A 19170-nucleotide genomic window follows, 5' to 3' on the forward strand; every position below is an offset into this window, starting at 1 on the left:
GATGAAGTACCTGTTTCAATATTTGTGCGTTTTTAGTGTTGCTGTTTTAACTGGGTGTATACACGAACTACCGGTTCCTCCTTCCGGGAGTAAACCCAAGGCTGTTGTATACAGCGAACTGGTAGCGGGTAAAAAAGTGGAAATGCGTATTGGCAAAAGCAAGCCGGTAGGGCCCGATATTGATAATAATTTTGAAACCGTTACAGATGCTTCCGTTCAGCTCCAGGATGCCAATGGCACCCAGCTGGAACAGCTGCATTATGTAAAGGATACCAGCAGCAATATGGCCTTTTACAGGGGCAACACCCGTATAGAAAGCAACAGGTCTTACAGGGTGAAGGTGGATATGCCAGGTGTAGGTACCGCTTATGCCCTGCCTGTAACCCCCGCCCCCATCAGGGTAGAACTACAGGATACGCTCCGTACCACGCTCAACGGCCGACCAGTGTTAAGGTTCCATTTTAATATACAGGGGTCTGCTACCAAACAGTTTATTGTGATGGAAGCCCTCAAACAAATGGTACAGCTGGACACTGTTTTTTTCTATAACCAGCAACGATACAGAGTCAGAGATCGCCGTGAACTTTTTAATCAGGTGAAAGATCTGCCTGGTGTCACTTTCTATAAAGACACCCTTTACCTCAACAGTTATCTCCGCATCCCCGTTTATACCCAGGATGAAAATGCAGACAACAATCAGGTGGGCGGGCTCAATGAAAACTACAACAGTATTCTGTTTACACAAGGCAACAACAAACCACTCAATACTCTGCTGTACATCAATGCCACTGCGCTTACTGCCGGTAGCACTGAAGGTGGGGATCCTCCCATTGGCCGTGTAATGGTCAATGTAAAATCCGTCAGTCCGGACTACTACAACTTTCTGCTGACCTACGAAAAAGTAAGGCGTAACCCGGGTCTTAACAGCCTGATACAGGCCATCCAGCTACGTAACAACGTTGCTAACGGCCTCGGCATAGTCGGCGGCTGCAGCCAGATGTCCTATTCCTTGTATTACGATAAGTTATAGTACTGCTGTCAGTACAGGAAAAATTGGGCACGGTATAAAATTTCCGTCTTCACTGCATTCCTGGCTCACTTTGCGTTCTTTACGATTTTAATTCATCCCGATTCCGTATTTTTGGGATATGATACCAGCATTTACGATAAGCGAAAGGACACAGCATTTTCTTGGACTGGAAGAGCAATACGGCGCCCACAACTACCACCCTTTACCGGTAGTACTGGAGCGTGGAGAAGGTGTTTTTTTATGGGATGTGGACGGTAAACGTTATTACGATTTTCTTTCCGGCTATTCAGCTGTTAACCAGGGGCACTGCCATCCCCGGATCATTGCGTCACTGATAGAACAGGCGCAGAAACTGACATTGACTTCCCGCGCATTTCATAGTGACCTGCTGGGAGAATATACCAGATTTATTACCGATTATTTCGGCTATGATAAAGTATTGCCCATGAATACGGGTGTGGAAGCGGTGGAAACAGCGCTGAAACTCTGCCGGCACTGGGCTTATATAGTAAAGGGTATACCGGAAAACAAGGCAAAGATCATTGTCTGCGCCAACAATTTCCACGGCCGCACCCTGAATGTGATATCTTTCAGCACCGACCCGGTAGCCCGCAATAACTTCGGGCCTTTTATGACTGGTTACGAGGTGATTCCTTACAACAACCTGACAGCACTGGAGCAGGCCTTACAAGACAAAACCGTAGCAGGTTTTCTGGTAGAGCCTATCCAGGGAGAAGCAGGCGTGGTAGTACCAGACGATGGCTATCTGTCTAAAGCGCGCGCCTATTGCCAGGATGCCAATGTGTTGTTCATCGCTGATGAAATACAGACAGGCCTTGCCCGTACCGGCCGTATGCTGGCCTGCGACCATGAAAATGTACGCCCTGATATTCTGATACTGGGTAAAGCCTTATCCGGCGGAACCCTGCCTGTAAGTGCAGTCCTTGCAGATGATGAAATCATGCTGACCATCAAACCGGGTGAACATGGTTCTACCTACGGAGGTAACCCACTTGCCTGTAAGGTTGCTATTACAGCACTGCAGGTATTGAAAGATGAAAAGATGGCCGAGAATGCTGTGGCGATGGGTCAGTTGCTGCGCAACGGCCTGCAGGAGCTGCAATCACCTTTTATCACTACCATCCGTGGTAAAGGGTTGTTAAACGCTATCGTCATCAAACATCCGGATCCGGAAGCAGCCTGGGACCTGTGTCTTACATTGAAAGAAAATGGCCTGCTCGCCAAACCCACACACGGTGATAAAATCCGTTTTGCACCACCGCTGGTCATGAATGCCACCCAGGTAACGGATTGCGTTCAGATCATTCAAAAAAGCATGGAAAAGGCATTCCGCTAACTGGAAAGTATGACAGCATCACATAAAGCCATCCGCAGTTCCGGGTGGAAAACCGACTTCATGATCGGCTTTCCTGATGGATTGTTCCTGCTATTTTTTGCGACTCAGGTCATGCAGACCTTTCCCATGGAGGTACAAACCTTCTACAATATCCACCTGTGCATCTGTATCGCCGGAAGCCTGCTGGTAATATACAGCACCTACCAGGCCAATAAAGGCGATACCCAGCATGATAGCCTGCTCCTGTCTGACGAAGAACGACAGAAGCTGCAAAAGCTGGACATTCATGACAACACCATCGCCCATATTGAGGATGAAATGAAAAAGGATGCCGCATTATGGGAAACCACTCTTCAGCAGGAACAGGTAGTGGAAACTACGTTTAACCTTAGCCGTGCTATACGCAGTGCTTTATTTGCCGCCTTCTTTTTTTTACTGGGAGCATCTTTGTCGTTTGGACCTTATCTGTCCAACGAGAATTTCGGGGCTGCCTCACAAACCAGTATGATGCTGGTTTTCCTTGGACTAACAGTATTCAGTTTTATAAAAGCTAAAATAACGCACCAGCGCCCATTACCAGTTGTATTACGTTACTGGATAATGGGCGCCGGTGTATTTTGCGGAGCGTGGGTATTACATAAAATATTCTGATCAGGGCCGTGTACGGGTAAACAGTACACATACAAACGCCACTGCCGCTGCTGCTACTGAAACATAAAGCGCAATGCCCGTTTGCGGGCAGATGCCAGCTTCACAACGTGAAAAAAGCAACATATTACGGAACGTCCAGGCCAACAGGAAACCAGCTACAAACAGGTTCATTCTTGCTACCCATTTGTTTTTAGACAGGAAGATAAGGGCTGCCGCCACTCCCAGAAAAATATTCAATTTCCCAGGTTCTCCATAGCTCGACCCTGTAGTGTTTAATCCTGTAAAAAGCAGGTGCCGGCTTTCTATAGCAGCCCACGGGAGAAATGCGCAAATAATCACTACCACTACAGCAAGAATCCCGATAACAGAAGTTTTAGACATGTAATTCAATTTGTTAAAGACCGCAAGTTAGAGATTTTTGATTTTTGATTTTTCGATTCAGTGATTTAAAATATTTTCAACATCACTGAATCGAAAATCAAAATATCTTTCTATCCTCCTTATTTCCCTCCTGGTTCGCAGTGCGCTTTCAGATAGTTAGTGTACAACGTAGAAAGATGTATGAAAGTTCCACTACCTTCAGAGATGCTGTGAGTGCGGTTTGGATAGGCCATGAACTGTATCTGCTTATTGTTTTTGATCAGTTCATTCAGCAACATTTCTGCATTCTGGTAATGTACGTTATCATCACCGGTACCATGAATATAGAGCAGATTGCCCTTCAGATTGTGGGCATAGGTGATGGGAGACCCTTTAACAAAATCCTCCCGGTTTTCTTCCGGCAGGCCCATATAACGTTCCTGATAGATGTTGTCATAAGTAAGCTGGTTACCTACTGCAGCGATAGCAATACCGGTTTTATAGATTTCAGGATACTGGAACATGAGGTTAAGCGTCATGGAACCGCCACCGCTCCAGCCCCACACCGCTGTACGCGCAGGATCAATGAAAGCATATTTTTTCATCAGTGCCTGGGCAGCCTGGGCCTGATCGCGGGCATTGAGCACGCCCACTTTACGATAGATGCTTTTACGCCAGTAACGTCCTTTGGGAAGCGGTGTTCCTCTGTTATCCATCGACACATAGATATAACCATCAGCGGCCATGTCTCCGTCGTACAGAAAGTTGCGGCCTGCGCCGATAGCATCTAATGTGGTGGCGCCTGCAGGCTCACCATATACATAAAATACAACCGGATATTTTTTTGCCGGATTAAAATTCGCCGGTTTATGCATCCATCCATCGATAGTAACACCATCGGCAGTCTGAACCTGGAAGTACTCCACACATTTACCAGCGGAGGCTGATTCCCGGATCGCTTTGGCGACAACCTGGGTACCGCTGGTATGACCAGGCAGTTCCAGGTTTTCACTCACCGGATAGGTACATGCATTGCTGAACTGATGTATGGCCCAGGAGCTGGAGGGAGAAATCTGGTATTCGTGTGTACCGGGTTGGTCGGCAGGTGTTATGCGTTCTGCTTTGCCGCCGTTGAGCGATATTTTATACAGATACTGTTGTGTTGCATTATCAGGAGAGGCCATAAACCAGATCTGATTATTGGCTTCATCTATTTTAGCAATGCTGATCACATCATAGTTACCAGATGTCAGCAGCGTGGCTTTCCCGTTCTCTGCGTTTACATTATAAAGATGACGCCATCCATCCTGTTCGCTCACCCAGATAAATTCCTTTCCGTTACGGATAAAGTCCCATCCGGCAATATTATCATCATCCCAGCGGGATTTCACATCGATCCAGGCGCTGTCTTTTTCTTCATACAGCGTACGTACTTTACCGTTAGTAGCATCGCAGAGCATAATTTTACTGTCGTTTTGCTTACGGTTAAGTTGCTGTATGATCAGTTGTTTTTTTCCGGGCACCCATTCCATCCGTGGAATATAGTGCTGTTGCGCGTCTCCGGGTACTTCCATCCATCGGGTACCGGCAGTCTGAATATCAACCACGCCTACACGACAGGCTGAAGGGCTCTCTCCTGCTACAGGGTATTCTACCGGCACGGTAAAGGAATAGATGGAATCAGTATTGTTGATCATGAGGAAGTCGCGGATTTTGGTAGCATCAATCTGCCAGTAGGCAATACTTTTGCTATCGGGGCTCCAGCGGAAACCGTCGCGGCAGCCGAATTCTTCTTCATAGGCCCAGTCGAAAGTACCGTTGATAAATCGGCGGGTACCGTTGGTGGTGAGTGCTTTAGTTTCACCTGTTTTCAGATCTTCCACGTAGAGGTTGTGGTCACTGACATAGGCGGCCTTTGTACCGTCGGGTGAGAGTTTGGCAAACATGAGGGAAGAAGCAGGTTTATCTTTACCCAGCTGTTGCATTTTACCGGATGTCAGGTCTAACAGCCAGTAATCGCCGCGTGTTTCATAACGCCATACTTTCTTTGCGTTGGTGTAGATCAGCAGTTTTTTTTCATCAGCGGAGAAATGAAAATCCCGGATAGGTAGCGCTTTGGCGGTGCCTGCCGGCGTGTATTGTGAGGAGGGTACTACCACGGTGGGAGCTGCTCCGGATAACGGGCTGGCGACAATGCCCTGTGGTTCGGCTTTTAGTATAGCCCGCCCATCGCGGGACCATCTGATTCCTTTTCCTGGTTGGGCAAACAGACTGGTGCTGCTCACTGCCAACACGATGACCAATAGTGTTATTTTCTTCATTGTGGATATATAAAACACAATGGTAGCCAAAATTTTAGAAGTAGACTGCAACAATATTGACCAATTAGAGCAACTGGTTGGAGATGGTTAACTTCGGAAGATAAAAACTTTTTTAACTTTTTTTGAGATATGTGGATAAAAAAGTGATCATATTGAAAAAAAATAATTTCTTTTTTTATATTTTTATGCAATTAATAACAATTAATTAATGATTATCAGCTGGTTATCAGACCTGCCAGCAGCCTTTATTTTTAAATTATTATCCTGGAAAAACCATCTGGTTATGATACACGTTACCTTATCTTATAAAAACCGCGAATTCTTCCAATTTGAAGACACTTTTCTGGCCCAGATTGCCGAGAACACCAAAAAACTACTGTATGCCCTGCTCGAAGATATATATGACCTTCTTGCCCTTGAAAACGGCCATTTCCGTATCAACCTGGACAATCATCCTAAAATAGAAGTGGAAGGCTTTAGTACCGACCTCCGTAATCAGATCGAACGTACCCTGCGTGGTGAATACGATTACGAATATTGATCTATTCCGACGGTGAAGTAATTCCTTCAGACTGTTTATCTTGCGGTAAAATCAGACGAGAGAAATGCAACTCACCTATATACAGGGGCTGGAACTATGCGGCACCTTTGCATTCGCTGTTTCCGGTGCAACAGCAGCTATTAATAAATCCTATGATGTTATCGGGCTCCTGGCCCTTGCTTTCATTACCGCTATTGGAGGCGGGACTATACGTGATCTGCTGATCGGCGCCACTCCTGTAGCCTGGATGACCGATGAACTCAGTAATACTGCGATCATCGCGGCCGCTGTCATCGCTGCTGTATTTTTCTCCTATGTAAAAAGACTGCAACGCTGGCTTAATATTTTTGATGCCATTGGTTTGGGGTTATTCACTATCACCGGCATCAACAAAGGCATGGCTGCAGGGCTGCCAGTGCCGGTATGCGTAGCATTGGGTGTTATCACCGGAGCATTCGGAGGACTGCTCCGCGATGTTATTACCGGTGAACAACCAATTCTGTTTACCCGTGAGATCTATGCAGTAGCCTCCATAGCGGGCGGTTGTCTTTATATACTGGCAGGACGTTTTACCAGCTGCTCCGGCGATATCATACAGAGTATATCCGTTACCGTTATAGTAAGTATACGACTCTTAAGTCTGCGTTATAACTGGCAACTACCACGTATACGACAATAAAAAATAATATTTAGAGATTTTGAATTTTTGAAATATATGGATTAATAAATTTCCTATATTGCTATTATGATGTCTCTGTTCGATAATTACTTCGCGTTTGCCACTACAGTATTCATGGGATTGCTGGCTATTGTCAATCCTATCTCCGCTATTCCCGTTTTTATGGAGCTTACTTCCTATATGGATAAAAAAGCGAAGCGGAACATTGCCACCAAATCCGTGCTGATAGCCTTCTGTATCATACTGGTATTTAGTGTGGCCGGGAAGCTGATCTTTCACGTATTTGGGATTACTCTGGCCGCGCTGCGTGTAACAGGTGGTATCCTGGTATTTGTGATCGGTTATGAAATGGTGCGCGGTAAAAACGAGAACGTCCAGTCCGAGAAACTGGGTGACCAGCCTGTAAAGGCAGATCAGGGCATCAGTGTGGCTATCACTCCGCTGGCTATGCCATTACTGGCAGGCCCCGGTGCTATTACTACTTCCATGAGCTATTCCGCCGCCAAAGACCTGACTCATCTCGCCATTGTTATGGCTGTATACGCCATTATATGTTACATCACCTATTTATTGTTTATCGCCGGTGAACGTATTGTCAGCATTATTGGTACTAACGTTATGATGGTAATAACCAAGATGATGGGGCTTATCCTCGCAGTGATAGGGGTTCAGATGTTTGCCCTTGGCCTTAAAGAGCTGTTCAACTTCTAATTTTTCCCTCCCTTTACAACAATTTCAAATCGTTTCGTGTTATTTAAGCAATGACGCGGACGAAATAGTTATCCAGTTATTTGATAAACAGCTATTGGCGTGGACCACTTTGAGTTTGTTCAGTACACACACATCATCCAGGGAAAGTTAACCCGATATGACAAATTAATTTATTATAGGGCAGTCTGATTAATCAAATCCTCCATTTTTTTAGTTCTACAACATTCATGTCGAAGGACATGTCAATATACTTTTGTGATCATTAATTTTTTTAGTTGAACAACAGGTAAATATCCGTTATTGATTACTAGGTGGATGTTACCGTTCCCTTTTTTCAATAGGAACAAAAGAAATCAATATAGACGGAACAGTTAGCAAAAAGCCGTCCCGAGTCCTCGGGACGGCATGTTTTTTTTACAGTTGAAGTTAATGAATGATAGTACCCTCCTTGATTTCGTCAGTAGCATTCACAATCACCTCATCTCCTGCTCTCAGGTCTCCAAACACTTCTGTGGAATCGTTATGATGATTTCCTTCCTGTACATCCACCCACCTGGTACGATGTTCTTTCAGCAGCACTACATACTTTTTTTCTGTAGACATCACCACGGCTGAAGAAGGCACTACCAAGGCGGCCGCCGAACCATTTACCGGCATGGTGATTTCTGCATACATACCTGGTTTGAGGGTGCGTGAACTGTTTTCTACATCTATCTCCACAGCTTCGGAACGATACCGGTCATTCAGTGTACCTGCCTCACGGGAAATTGTTCCCTGAAAGGTTTTCCCGGGCATGGCATTTACGCCAAAGTTCACACCCGATTGGTTCATCAGCTGCCCACTATAAATTTCAGGCACCTGTAAAACCAACCTCAGCTTATCCTCCTCTTCCAGCATCAGCATAGGTTTATCTCCTACTTTAGTATCGGGGCCTACCAGCGCACCAGGGTGAATATTTCTTTCTGTGATCACACCATCAAATGGTGCTGTTACAGTCAGATAATCACGCATAACACCTCTTGCCCGCAGATTGGCCTGTTCGCTGTTCATCAATGCACTATCCGCCAGCATACGGGCTTTGGAAAGTTCCAGATCGTGTGCGGAAATAGTGCCTGGTGTTTCATCGCTGGTAGCTATCGTGCGCTCATAATTATCCTTGCTCGCTGCATACATAGCAGCCGCCTGCAGATACTTCGACTGCGCTGCATAATATTGTTGTGTGATCTCCGGAGCATCCAGCACCAGCAGTACCTGTCCCTTTTTTACACGAGAGCCGCGATCTACCAGAACACGATTTACAAAACCATTTACTCTCGGATAAATGCTCACTTTCTGAAATGCCTCCAGTGTGCCAGGCAGACGAATACTCCCCGACAACGGCTCCTGTACCACCTTTGCCAGCTGGTATTGCCGTCCTTTGGCGACAGGCTCCCTGTATTCCGGTGTAGCTTCCGAATGACAGGCTGCCAGCGCAACTGCCAGCCCCAGCATCATCCAAACAATATGTATATTTTTCATAAATAATATTTTTTATAGTATTTAAAGATCTGTAGGCATTAAGGAAGGTGATTCCATGGTTGTTTTTCGTTGTACCCTCGCATATACCAGCGGAAGTACCAGTAGTGCAGCGAATGTAGAGGCAATCAGCCCTCCTATCACCGCACGACCCAGCGGAGCTGTCTGATCACCTGCTTCTCCCAAACCGGATGCCATTGGAATCATACCAGCAATCATAGCCAGACTCGTCATCAGGATCGGCCTTAAACGAATACCCGCGCTCACCACTGCCGCCTTACCTGCATCACCATAAGACAAACGTAATTTCTCTGCATTGGTAACAATCAGGATGGCATTGGCCACCGATACACCGGTAGACATGATCATCCCCATGTAAGATTGCAGGTTGAGCGTAGCACCGGTCAGTAGCAAGGCCAGTAAAGCACCCACGATTACTGCCGGCACAGTAGACAACACTACCAAAGACAGTTTAAATGACTGATAGTTGGCTGCCAGTAAAAGGAAGATCACCACTACTGCTATGGCCAACCCATGCTGCAAACTGTCCAGCGTCTCCATCAGCAGACTGGAAGCGCCTTTCAGCTCTACTACCAGACCTTTTGGCGGCACGCCTGCTGCGGCCACTACTTTCTGCACTGCTGCAGTAGCTGCTCCCAGATCTTTACCCGAAACGTTCGCACTAACGGTAACGAACCTACGTGGCCCGGAACGATCATATTCTCCCGGCATCTCACCGGTTCTGAAAGTAGCTACGTCTGCCAGCACAGGTCTGGGTTGTCCGGGCACCAGCGGAATTTCCTTCAGGTCGTTGACAGCCGTCATACTGTATTCCGGCACCTGTACCTGCACCTGGTAAGTATAGGCCACCTTCTCATCCAGCCACTGGTTTTTTTCTGTAAAACGACTGGAAGATGTGGAAGCTGTTACCGAACGCGCCACCTGATAAATATTTAATCCCATCTGCGCCAGCTTTAACCGGTCGACCTGAATATTGATAACCGGGAAATGCAGGGGCTGCGCTATCTGTACATCACGCAGATAAGATATTTTTTTCAGACGCTCCACCAATCCTTCTGCAAACCCGGCTATCTGCTTCATATCTTTTCCTGCTACACGCAGTTCTATCGGAGTAGCAGCACCCTGCGCCATGATCTTTTCTGTCAGATCAATCGGTTCAAAAGACAAACGCATCTCCGGTATCTTAGCTCTGATATTGGCGCGCAGCCTGTCTTTCAGTTTTTCAATGTCTACCTTGTAATCCTCATCCAGGTTTACCTGCAATACCGCTTCATGGGTACCGCTGTTGAAGATATACAGGTTACTGGTACCATAACTGCTGGGTATCAGTCCTACATAGGCGGAGCTGATAGCTACATGTCCGTTTACTGTACTGTCGATGATGTCCAGTACTTCGTGCAGACTAGCTTCTGTACGCTCCAGCCGGGTACCATCCGGCATCCGCAGCCGTAGCTGAAACTGGCCTGCATTCACATGCGGCATCAAGTCTTTCCCTATCCACCAGTAAAAGCCCCCTGCCAGGAGTAAGGCTCCAATCACATATACGCCTACGATGAGCCGGGAACGTTTCATACCGTTCTCCAGCACCTGTATAAACCGGCCTTTGAAACGTTCAAAAAAATCCTTTTTGTCTGATGCTGTTGTTTCCTGATGCTCAAGATGTTCTTTTACTTCCGCTATTTCAGCATTATCGAGTGCCAAACCAGCGTGGGCATGATTAAATTTCTCCGCTTTCAGCCACCAGTTGGATACCACAGGAACCAGCGTTTGTGCGGCAAAGTAAGAGGCAATCATCGCAAAGCCAATAGACAAAGACAATGGCAGGAACATCGCTTTGGGAACACCGGTCATAATAAAGGACGGTGCAAACACTGCCAGGATACACAATAATATCAGCAACAGCGGAAACGCTATTTCCTCGCAGGCATCAAATATGGCGCGCCGAATGGGCTTACCCATTTCCAGATGCTGATGTATGTTTTCGATGGTCACCGTAGCCTGGTCTACCAGGATACCGATGGCCAGTGCCAATCCGCTTAGTGTCATCAGATTGATGGTTTGCCCTGCCAGCTGTAATCCCATCACGGCACACAATACGGCAATGGGAATGGTGACCACTACCACAAGGCAGCTGCGCAGGTCACGCAGGAAAAGCAACACCATCAGCCCAGTGAGCAAAGCTCCCAGCAAACCTTCTGTTACCAGGCTTTTCACGGCATTAATCACAAATACGGACTGGTCAAACTCATAGGATATTTTCACATCATCAGGAAGGAGATTCTGCATCTCCGGTAGTTTGGCCTTCAGTTTTTTTACCACTTCCCACGTCGAAGCATCGGCTGTTTTTACAATCGGGATGTAAACCGAACGTTTTCCGTTTACCAGCGCATAATCCACGGTTACATCCGCCGCATCAGCCACCCTGGCCACGTCTTTCACAAAAACAGTGGCATTACCGTTTGTCACCACCGGAATTTCACCGAAATCCTCTACCTCTTTCTCCAGGGAATTGATAGTGGTCACAAACATGGTATTATTGATACGGATATTACCGGAAGGCGTCATCACATTGTTTTTAGCAATGGCTTCCACTACTTCATCGGCTGCCAGATTAAAACTACGCAGACGTTGCGGGTCCACATTGATTACCACGGAACGGGAATTGGCGCCAAAAGGAGGCGGAGCCGACAATCCCGGCACCGATGCAAACATAGGCCGGATACGGGTAGCGGCCAGGTCGGAAATCTCTTTCAGCGGCCTGTTAGGACTACTGAGTACCAGCTCTCCCACCGGCAGTGAAGACGCATCAAAACGTACCACCTGCGGCGGCAGGGCTCCCGGAGGAAAAAGCTTCATCGCTCTGTTTACCTGTAAAGCCACCTGGGCGGACGCCTCCGCCATATCGGTATTTTCATAAAAGGTCAACTTCAATAACGTTAACCCCTGTATGTTTTTGGTGGAGATATTTTTCACACCATTTACATATAAAAACTGATCCTGCAGGCCGGTAGCAAAAAAGCCTTCCATCTGTTTTGGAGACATACCACCATAAGGCTCTATCACATATATAGTGGGCAGGTTCAGTTTGGGAAAGATATCTATGGGAATATTAAATATAGCCAGTATAGAAAAGAGCAGCATGCCAGCGGTGATTACCACCACTGTAATCGGCTTTTTCAAGGCGGAAGAAACTAAAGACATAAGAATAACTTTAAGATGAAAACCTCCTTCTTTAAAGGCTATTGACCAGCTGTTGCAGACTGTTATCTGCATAAGCCGCGCGGAAAAGCGCTTTCCATGCTTCGTCATGGGCCTGCACCAAATCTGTTTCTGCCCGGTTGAGCACAAACAGTGCGTTGGTTACCTCAATAATGCTGGTAAGCCCGTGCCTGTAAAGGGACATTTGCTGTTTGGCAGCGGCTTGTGCTGCCTGTAGCTGCAAGGGCAGTTCTTTTAGTTTAGCCTGCGCCGTTAGTATATCAGCCTGTGCCTGCTGATACATGCTATGCAACACAGTGCGGGATGTTTCCAGCTCCTGCTCTGCAGCGGCAGACTTCTGTTGTTGTACCGCCAACTTTTCCCGGGTATGTTTCAGATCCGTAATATTCCAGGTAATGCCTAACCCCAGCAGGTAGTTGTAGCGGCTGTACCCCAGTCCGCTGAAGAGGTTTTTATCATACATGTCGTTGAAGGAGCCACTGGAGCCGCGCATCCAGCCGGCTGCCATCAGGTTGACCTTGGGCAACTGTTGTTTGCGGACTACCTGTTCCTGTGCCTGCTGCCGCTGGTACAGGGCATGATAGTATTCAAGCAAAGGATGCTGATCAGTAACACCCAGTGTATCCGGCCTCAGCAGCACGGGAAGATCAGCGCTGCTATCGATACGGGGCTTTACCCGGGCCGTATCCAGTCCGGTAAAAGCTGCCAGTTCAATACGTACCTGATTGAAGCGGTTAGACACTTCCAGCAGGTTAAGCCTTGCTTTGGAAAGTTCCGCGGTGGCAATGGCGCTGTCTACACCTGGTTTCAGGCCGTGTAGTACAATAGCGGTCACGGCGCGCGCCATTTCTGCATTACGACGGATATTATCTGCCTGTATTTGTTTTAGTTCGTTTAGCCGTAACAGTTCGAGATAGTCCCGGATCACTGTTAAGGTAAGCTGGTTGGTTGTATTGCCCAGATCAGCTTTGTTTACATGCAGGTCCTGACGGGCAGCAGCCTGTTGGGAGCCATATGCTCCGAAGTTATAGATCTCCCATTGCATGGAGGCCATGGCGATATTGCCACTCATGAGGGCCGGATTGTTTTCGTTCCGGATACCACCTGAAGTGGATGGAATCAAACCCATGGAAAAATAAGACCCATATATACTGTTATCGGTACCTGCATCTATTTGCTCATGTAGTTTCAGAGCCGGGTACCAGTTATGTTTGACATCTGTAACATTGGCCTGGCCTGCTTTTACGAGAGCCTGCTTTGCCTTTACGGCAGGATAATTGGATAGGGCCAGTTCAACAGCCTGCCTGAGTGAAAGGCTGTCTGCAACTGGTCCGGCGAACAAAGAAGTAAAGGGCAACAGACATAACAATAGCCCATACCTCTTCTTCGCGGCTATATGTATACGCATAAATTCGCTGGAAAGATTGGTCAGTAAAAAATAATTAAAAACGGGGAATCAGGCTATGGGCGGGCCTCGCCAGCTTCTGAGCGGAACAGGGACACTGAGATAGGGATTACAATGATACCCACCGGTGGCATCATCTACATAAATAAAACGGGGAGGAATATTAAAGCTGATGATAGCGCATACCTGACTATGACTATCATTGAGCCCTACCGGACGACGCTTTAATTTTTGGATGGTAGTGTGAAAGTGAGGTGTATGCTTCAGCACATATTGTGTAACACTGAAGCTATGCTGTCCTGCCGTTGCATGCGCATAACTGTCTGTCTGCTCCACCTGTGGTAGCACACATACTGCAATGAGTACAAGGAATAACAGCCTTAGTAGTTTCACACCCAACTAACTTTATATGCATTAAAGTTATTCAATGCTACTGGCTTTAGCCAGTCACTATTTACATTTTAAGGATTTTTTAATCCCAGGGAGCATGTTCATGCATCAGAAGAAACAGATCAGGCATAGCTCTTCCATTTTGAGCACTGCATTGGCCAGTCTGAAGTCCTGCATAGGGAAGCAGGCAAAAGACTGGTATTCATCCAGAGATGGACCGATAGCGACGATCTTCAGCTCATAGTCTTCCAGTTGACGATTGAAATGGTCCAGCAATGCTTTGGCAAAATCTTCAGCAGCCAGGATCTCTTCATATTCTTCCTGTGTAGGGGCCTCCAGGGAAACACCCGCTTTTACCACCGGAGACAACTCATTCAATGCATAGGTACCTTCATCTGACAGCTCTTTCCATTCAAAATCAGCCAGGTTGCCGGTTTGCTGGAGTGCTACCTGCAACTCTTCCCAGATAACCGTCACATTTGGGGTTACCACTTCAGGAAGGTTATCAATCTGTTCTTCCGCCTCTTCTTCATCAAAAATATCCAGGTACAGCTGAGCCATGAGTTCCCGGGCATTGGAGAGACTTTTCAGTTTTTCCTTCATCTTCAGCTCGCGCAGCAAATTCTCCCAGAGATGCACCAGTTCTTCCACATCTTCTTCCTGCATCTCATCCGGAATCATCTTCGCTTTCTCCTGCAACTTGTAATTGTCGAGCCTGTTCTTTTTGATGTGGAGTTGATTTTCTGCAAAAGAAAGTTCATAGGAAGCACAGTTCAGAAAACGAGTGCCGATCACAACCTTGTCCGGAAATATTTCATGGATCACATCTTCTTTCATATCCATATATGAATTGCCACTTTGTTTGCCAAAATTGCCCGTCAGCCAACTGAAGTCTTCCTGTGATATTCCTATTTGCATTTGCATAAAATAAAAAGATGAAACACAAAAGTAGTTTAAATTAGCTATGGATAAGCTGACATCAGCATCAAATAAATAACCATGGAAAAACGGAAACTTGGAAAATCAGGGCTGGAAGCAGCGCCCTTCGCCTTTGGTGGCAATGTGTTTGGCTGGTCTGTGGATGAAGCCACTTCCTTTAAACTGCTGGATGAGTTTACCAATAACGGGTTTAGTCTGATCGATACTGCCGATGTTTATTCCCGCTGGGTGCCTGGCAATCACGGCGGCGAATCGGAAACGATCATCGGCAAGTGGATGCAGCAACGTGGCAACCGTGACGAAGTACTGATAGCCACCAAAGTAGGCGCCGATATGGGACAAGGAGCCAATACTACCAAAGCTTATATCCTCAGGGCTGTCGAAGACTCTCTGCGACGTCTGCAAACAGACTATATCGATCTTTATCAAACACATTATGATACCAGTACACCGGTGGAAGAAACCCTGGAAGCTTATGCCATCCTTGAAAAAGCAGGTAAAGTAAGGACCATCGGGGCTTCCAATATGAGCGCTGCCAGACTGGAAGAAAGTCTGCGTGCCAGCGAGCAGCACGGCTATCCTCTCTACGACACTTTCCAGCCGGAATATAATCTCTATGACCGCGCCGGCTACGAAAAAGAACTGGCCGCTGTTTGCGAAAAACATCAGATCGGCGTGATCTGCTACTATTCCCTGGCCAGCGGTTTCCTCAGCGGTAAATACCGAAGCCAGGATGATATCGCCAAAAGTAAGGCCCGTGGCAAGAAAGCACTCAACTACCTCAACGATCGGGGCATGCGTATACTCGCGGCCCTGGACCAGGTAGCAGCCCGTTATAACAGCACGCCTGCCGGTGTTGCGCTTGCCTGGCTCCTCACCCGCCCTGCTATCACCGCCCCCATCGCCAGCGCTACTGATATAGCGCAGCTCCGGGAAATCATGCATGGCGTTCAGCTCCAGCTGGACCATGAGGCTGTGGTGCTGTTAAACACCGCCAGCCACTATGATTAATACTGATTTTATTGATGCTCCTGATGAGCGGAGATAAAAAAAGAATCCCCCATTGATTGATTCAATGGGGGATTTCTATAAGAGATTATCAAATGTCATCTTTGATCATCAGGAGCATCAGTAAAATCAGCATTCATCACAGTCTGAATTTGATTCCTGCATTTGCTCCCAATCCACCGATATTAATGTATGACTTGAGATCGTTGGAGGGGGCGTTATCATTTTTGTAGAACACCCTTGCACCAATCTGATTAACCTTGGTATTGGAGCTTTGATCAAGGATAGTCACATAATCGACTTTCTTTTCCGCCTGACTGAGGTCATTTAGACCACGGCCTGGCAACTGCTGCACAGTAGCACCAGAGGCAGCGCTAACAAGGGTATTGGTTTCCGTATAAGTGGTGACTTCCTTGTTTTTACTTTTTACCGGAACGTTTTTATACTCTGCTTCCACGAAGATGTCGAAGCGGGGACTCAGGTAAAAGGATACACCCAAGGCTCCCTGAAAACCCAGGGTGATATTGGGCCTTACTTCTTCCTTACGGTGAATAACCGTATGTACTTGTGTACCAGGAGGAATATTGGGCACTGAACTCAGCTGGTCCACATCCGTGTCGATATAAAGGCGGCCCCACAGCGGCAGCACCGCCCCAAAACGGATGTAGGGGTTGACCTTTTCAAAACCCGGGCTCAGTACCAAACTGGGTGTAAAGATCACGGCATTTACATGACCGTTAGATTCAACACTTACCAGTTGTTTACCATTGCCAACCAGTGTGGTCAGATTTTTGGTCATCAGGTTTTTCTTACTGTGATAATAATCGAAAGATGCTTCCACGGCCATGTACTTGTTGATGTTGTAACCGAAGGCCAGCCCCCCTCTGACACCTTCGCCATAAGAGCCGGTGAGCACTTTTCTGCTGATGGTGTCCAGCGGGTTGGGGTTAGCCGGATTAAATTCGGTATGCAGGTCTTGTGGTGGAAATGGGCCAACATTCGGGAATTGTCCCGAGAAAACACTAAACGAATAACCGCCAAATGCTCTGAGATAAAATTTTGAATGAGGGGCAACTCCGGAACGCTCCTGGGCCTGAACGTTTCCTGCGAGTGCTAATGCCAGCATAGCGGCTGAAAACAGGTGCACTTTTTTCATAAACAGTGGTATTTGTGAGATGGGTTTCAACTTCTTGGAAGTTAAAGAATTGTTCTCACATAACAAGCAGCCCAGCAACTTGTTTAAAATGCTTCTGCCAGCGACAAGTATAATCCCTTTTGTCTTGACTCACCAGCCAGCTTCTCACCCACGGCATAGTCTATACGAATAGTCAGTTTGGCATTTTCATCGTAGAAGTAGCGGATACCACCTCCCATGCTGGGTTTGAAGCCAGACAGGGCAAAGTTGTGGTTATTAAACACCGACCCTGCGCCAGCGAAAGCCGCCAGTGCGAATTTAGGCTTCACATCTACAAACCAGATATGTATATGAATTTTCGGATCGATCAGGTAACGGTATTCTGCCTGTGCGGCCAGGTAATTCTGATCGCGGTAACGGCCGGCATAATATCCGCGCATCATCTGGTCGTTGCCTAATTCCGGCAGCAGGTAAAATGGTAAGTTGGACCCCTGCAGGCTGTTGAAGATACCATTCAGGCCCAGCGTGCTTTTGCGGGACAGGGAAATAAAATGGATTCCCTGCGCTTCCAGTTTGAACAGGGGCTCAGAGCTGACAAATGCCGGCGCATAGGCCGCATTCAGTTTCAGCCACCAACCTTTACGGGTATAGTTCTGATTATCGCGGTTATCGAAGATGCCTGTCAGTCCGATGAAAGTAACATGCCCGCCCTCTTTTCCTATCAGCGGCATAGTGTTGTATATACCCTTATCGTCTTTGCTGTTGTAAGAATCGTTCTGATACAGCAGGGAAGCCCCGGCATAGAAATGTCCGGTGATGCGGCGTTCTGCTTCCAGATGGGCCTTATAGCGGATATTATTGAGCAGGGAACGGTTGTTATAGCGGGTATCGTTGCCGATACCGAAGAAATACAGCGGGAAATTATGATAACGGAGGTTTCCTTTATAGTGCCAGGTGTTGCCCCTGGTCCAGATATTGGCCTTCAGATCAATTTTATACTGATTTTCTGTGGTCACAGCCGGGATCAGGTTGAGCGTAGAGTTACGTGTTGTAATATCCGGATGGTGGTTGTCAGTATAAAAAGAATACAACATCGCTGCTCCTATTTCCAGACCTTTCTCCTGAGAATAGCCTAAAACCGGCAATGGGAAAAAGCTCTTTTTCCGGAATGCAAGGCTGTCTGCCGGAACTGTTTTATCTGTTGTAACTGTATCCTGTTGCGCCTGGGTACCTATTGCCAATGAAATAAGCAAGACCGTGATCTTAAGTGCTTTATACATAGGCGCAAATGTAAACAATTAGGCATTACGAACTACTGATTTCCGGGAAGAAACCATCCTAACCCTAACGCATAATCGATTGCATTGTGACGACTATCTTCCGGTTAATCAGTATTCCTGTCTGAGTGGCCCAGACTTTTGCCGGGTGCTACATGATCGCGTACCAGCTGTTTCAGGAATTTTATCTCCGGGAAATGCCCGGCTTCTTTCCGGTCAAATATCTTTTCTTCATTGAGGAAGATGGTATAGGTACCTGCAGTTTCGCTGGGGCGTAAGGTAACACCGCCCAGCTCTTCTGTAAAAGATGTCAGGAGTTCCTGCGCCATATACGCAGCCCTTAGCAGCCATCCACACTTGGGACAATAGGCTATGGTAATAACCGGTTTCATATTAATCGACTGAGATTTAAAATTTTATGTTTAAACGGCAATAACTAGACAAATTCATTTATTGTCGGTACACCGTGAAGATACAACCAGATTGTCATTCCCGGTCTATAACACAAAAATCACACGTTCTAACACACATTTTATCCTTCGTTCTTTTGAATCGTGCTCCTTTATCTTTATTTTTATGCAATAATTAAGTGGACCGTCCCCGAATCGCTC

Annotated in this window: 17 protein-coding genes; 7 read left to right on the forward strand and 10 right to left on the reverse strand. The window is 46.9% G+C overall.

Annotated elements, in window-relative coordinates; genetic code table 11:
• Position 1: 1 nt before the first annotated feature.
• The 3 genes from DF182_RS30665 to DF182_RS30675 all read left to right on the forward strand — a co-directional run bounded on the left by DF182_RS30665 (position 2) and on the right by DF182_RS30675 (position 3038).
• Complete coding sequence (locus tag DF182_RS30665; RefSeq protein ID WP_113619562.1) at positions 2-1030, forward strand: DUF4249 family protein; 1029 nt, start codon at positions 2-4, stop codon at positions 1028-1030.
• 118 nt (positions 1031-1148) lie between these two features.
• Positions 1149-2387 (forward strand): ornithine--oxo-acid transaminase, encoded by a 1239-nt coding sequence (gene rocD, locus DF182_RS30670; RefSeq protein ID WP_113619563.1) that lies wholly within the window; start codon positions 1149-1151, stop codon positions 2385-2387.
• Between the two features lie 9 nt (positions 2388-2396).
• Positions 2397-3038, forward strand: coding sequence for a VIT1/CCC1 transporter family protein (locus DF182_RS30675; RefSeq protein WP_113619564.1), 642 nt, complete (start codon positions 2397-2399; stop codon positions 3036-3038).
• Here DF182_RS30675 and DF182_RS30680 read toward each other — a convergent pair whose 3' ends face one another.
• Together DF182_RS30680 and DF182_RS30685 are read right to left on the reverse strand one after the other, a co-directional pair.
• A complete protein-coding gene (locus tag DF182_RS30680; RefSeq protein WP_113619565.1) occupies positions 3039-3419 on the reverse strand; it encodes a hypothetical protein in 381 nt (126 codons plus the stop codon).
• 119 nt (positions 3420-3538) lie between these two features.
• The gene (locus DF182_RS30685) at positions 3539-5719 is read right to left on the reverse strand and encodes a S9 family peptidase (RefSeq protein WP_113619566.1); all 2181 of its coding nucleotides are present in this window, start codon (positions 5717-5719) and stop codon (positions 3539-3541) included.
• A 283-nt stretch (positions 5720-6002) separates the two neighbouring features.
• Between DF182_RS30685 and DF182_RS30690 the strand changes: the two genes are divergently transcribed.
• The 3 genes from DF182_RS30690 (at position 6003) to DF182_RS30700 (ending at position 7650) form a co-directional block, all read left to right on the forward strand.
• Positions 6003-6260, forward strand: a complete 258-nt coding sequence (locus DF182_RS30690) for a hypothetical protein (RefSeq protein WP_147243600.1) — start codon at positions 6003-6005, stop codon at positions 6258-6260.
• 64 nt (positions 6261-6324) lie between these two features.
• A complete protein-coding gene (locus tag DF182_RS30695; RefSeq protein WP_113619568.1) occupies positions 6325-6939 on the forward strand; it encodes a trimeric intracellular cation channel family protein in 615 nt (204 codons plus the stop codon).
• Between the two features lie 66 nt (positions 6940-7005).
• A complete protein-coding gene (locus DF182_RS30700; protein WP_211327254.1) occupies positions 7006-7650 on the forward strand; it encodes a MarC family protein in 645 nt (214 codons plus the stop codon).
• 426 nt (positions 7651-8076) lie between these two features.
• Here DF182_RS30700 and DF182_RS30705 read toward each other — a convergent pair whose 3' ends face one another.
• The 5 genes from DF182_RS30705 to DF182_RS30720 form a co-directional block, all read right to left on the reverse strand.
• Complete coding sequence (locus tag DF182_RS30705) at positions 8077-9168, reverse strand: efflux RND transporter periplasmic adaptor subunit (protein ID WP_113619569.1); 1092 nt, start codon at positions 9166-9168, stop codon at positions 8077-8079.
• A gap of 21 nt (positions 9169-9189) precedes the next feature.
• Complete coding sequence (locus DF182_RS30710) at positions 9190-12387, reverse strand: efflux RND transporter permease subunit (protein WP_113619570.1); 3198 nt, start codon at positions 12385-12387, stop codon at positions 9190-9192.
• A 31-nt stretch (positions 12388-12418) separates the two neighbouring features.
• Complete coding sequence (locus tag DF182_RS30715) at positions 12419-13813, reverse strand: TolC family protein (RefSeq protein ID WP_113619571.1); 1395 nt, start codon at positions 13811-13813, stop codon at positions 12419-12421.
• Between the two features lie 48 nt (positions 13814-13861).
• On the reverse strand, positions 13862-14203 hold the full coding sequence (locus tag DF182_RS32215; RefSeq protein ID WP_147243601.1) for a hypothetical protein: 342 nt from the start codon (positions 14201-14203) through the stop codon (positions 13862-13864).
• A 105-nt stretch (positions 14204-14308) separates the two neighbouring features.
• Positions 14309-15118, reverse strand: a complete 810-nt coding sequence (locus DF182_RS30720) for a DUF6630 family protein (RefSeq protein ID WP_113619572.1) — start codon at positions 15116-15118, stop codon at positions 14309-14311.
• Between the two features lie 81 nt (positions 15119-15199).
• Between DF182_RS30720 and DF182_RS30725 the strand changes: the two genes are divergently transcribed.
• On the forward strand, positions 15200-16150 hold the full coding sequence (locus DF182_RS30725; protein ID WP_113619573.1) for an aldo/keto reductase: 951 nt from the start codon (positions 15200-15202) through the stop codon (positions 16148-16150).
• 136 nt (positions 16151-16286) lie between these two features.
• On the opposite strand, the gene DF182_RS30730 is transcribed toward DF182_RS30725, so the two are convergent.
• The 3 genes from DF182_RS30730 to DF182_RS30740 form a co-directional block, all read right to left on the reverse strand.
• A complete protein-coding gene (locus DF182_RS30730) occupies positions 16287-17303 on the reverse strand; it encodes an outer membrane beta-barrel protein (protein WP_147243602.1) in 1017 nt (338 codons plus the stop codon).
• Between the two features lie 83 nt (positions 17304-17386).
• Positions 17387-18562, reverse strand: coding sequence for a BamA/TamA family outer membrane protein (locus DF182_RS30735; RefSeq protein WP_113619575.1), 1176 nt, complete (start codon positions 18560-18562; stop codon positions 17387-17389).
• A 104-nt stretch (positions 18563-18666) separates the two neighbouring features.
• Positions 18667-18951: a SelT/SelW/SelH family protein gene (locus DF182_RS30740; RefSeq protein WP_113619576.1), complete on the reverse strand. Its 285-nt coding sequence runs from the start codon at positions 18949-18951 to the stop codon at positions 18667-18669.
• Between the last annotated feature and the right edge of the window lie 219 nt (positions 18952-19170).

This window comes from Chitinophaga flava (genome assembly GCF_003308995.1).
GTDB lineage: Bacteria > Bacteroidota > Bacteroidia > Chitinophagales > Chitinophagaceae > Chitinophaga > Chitinophaga flava.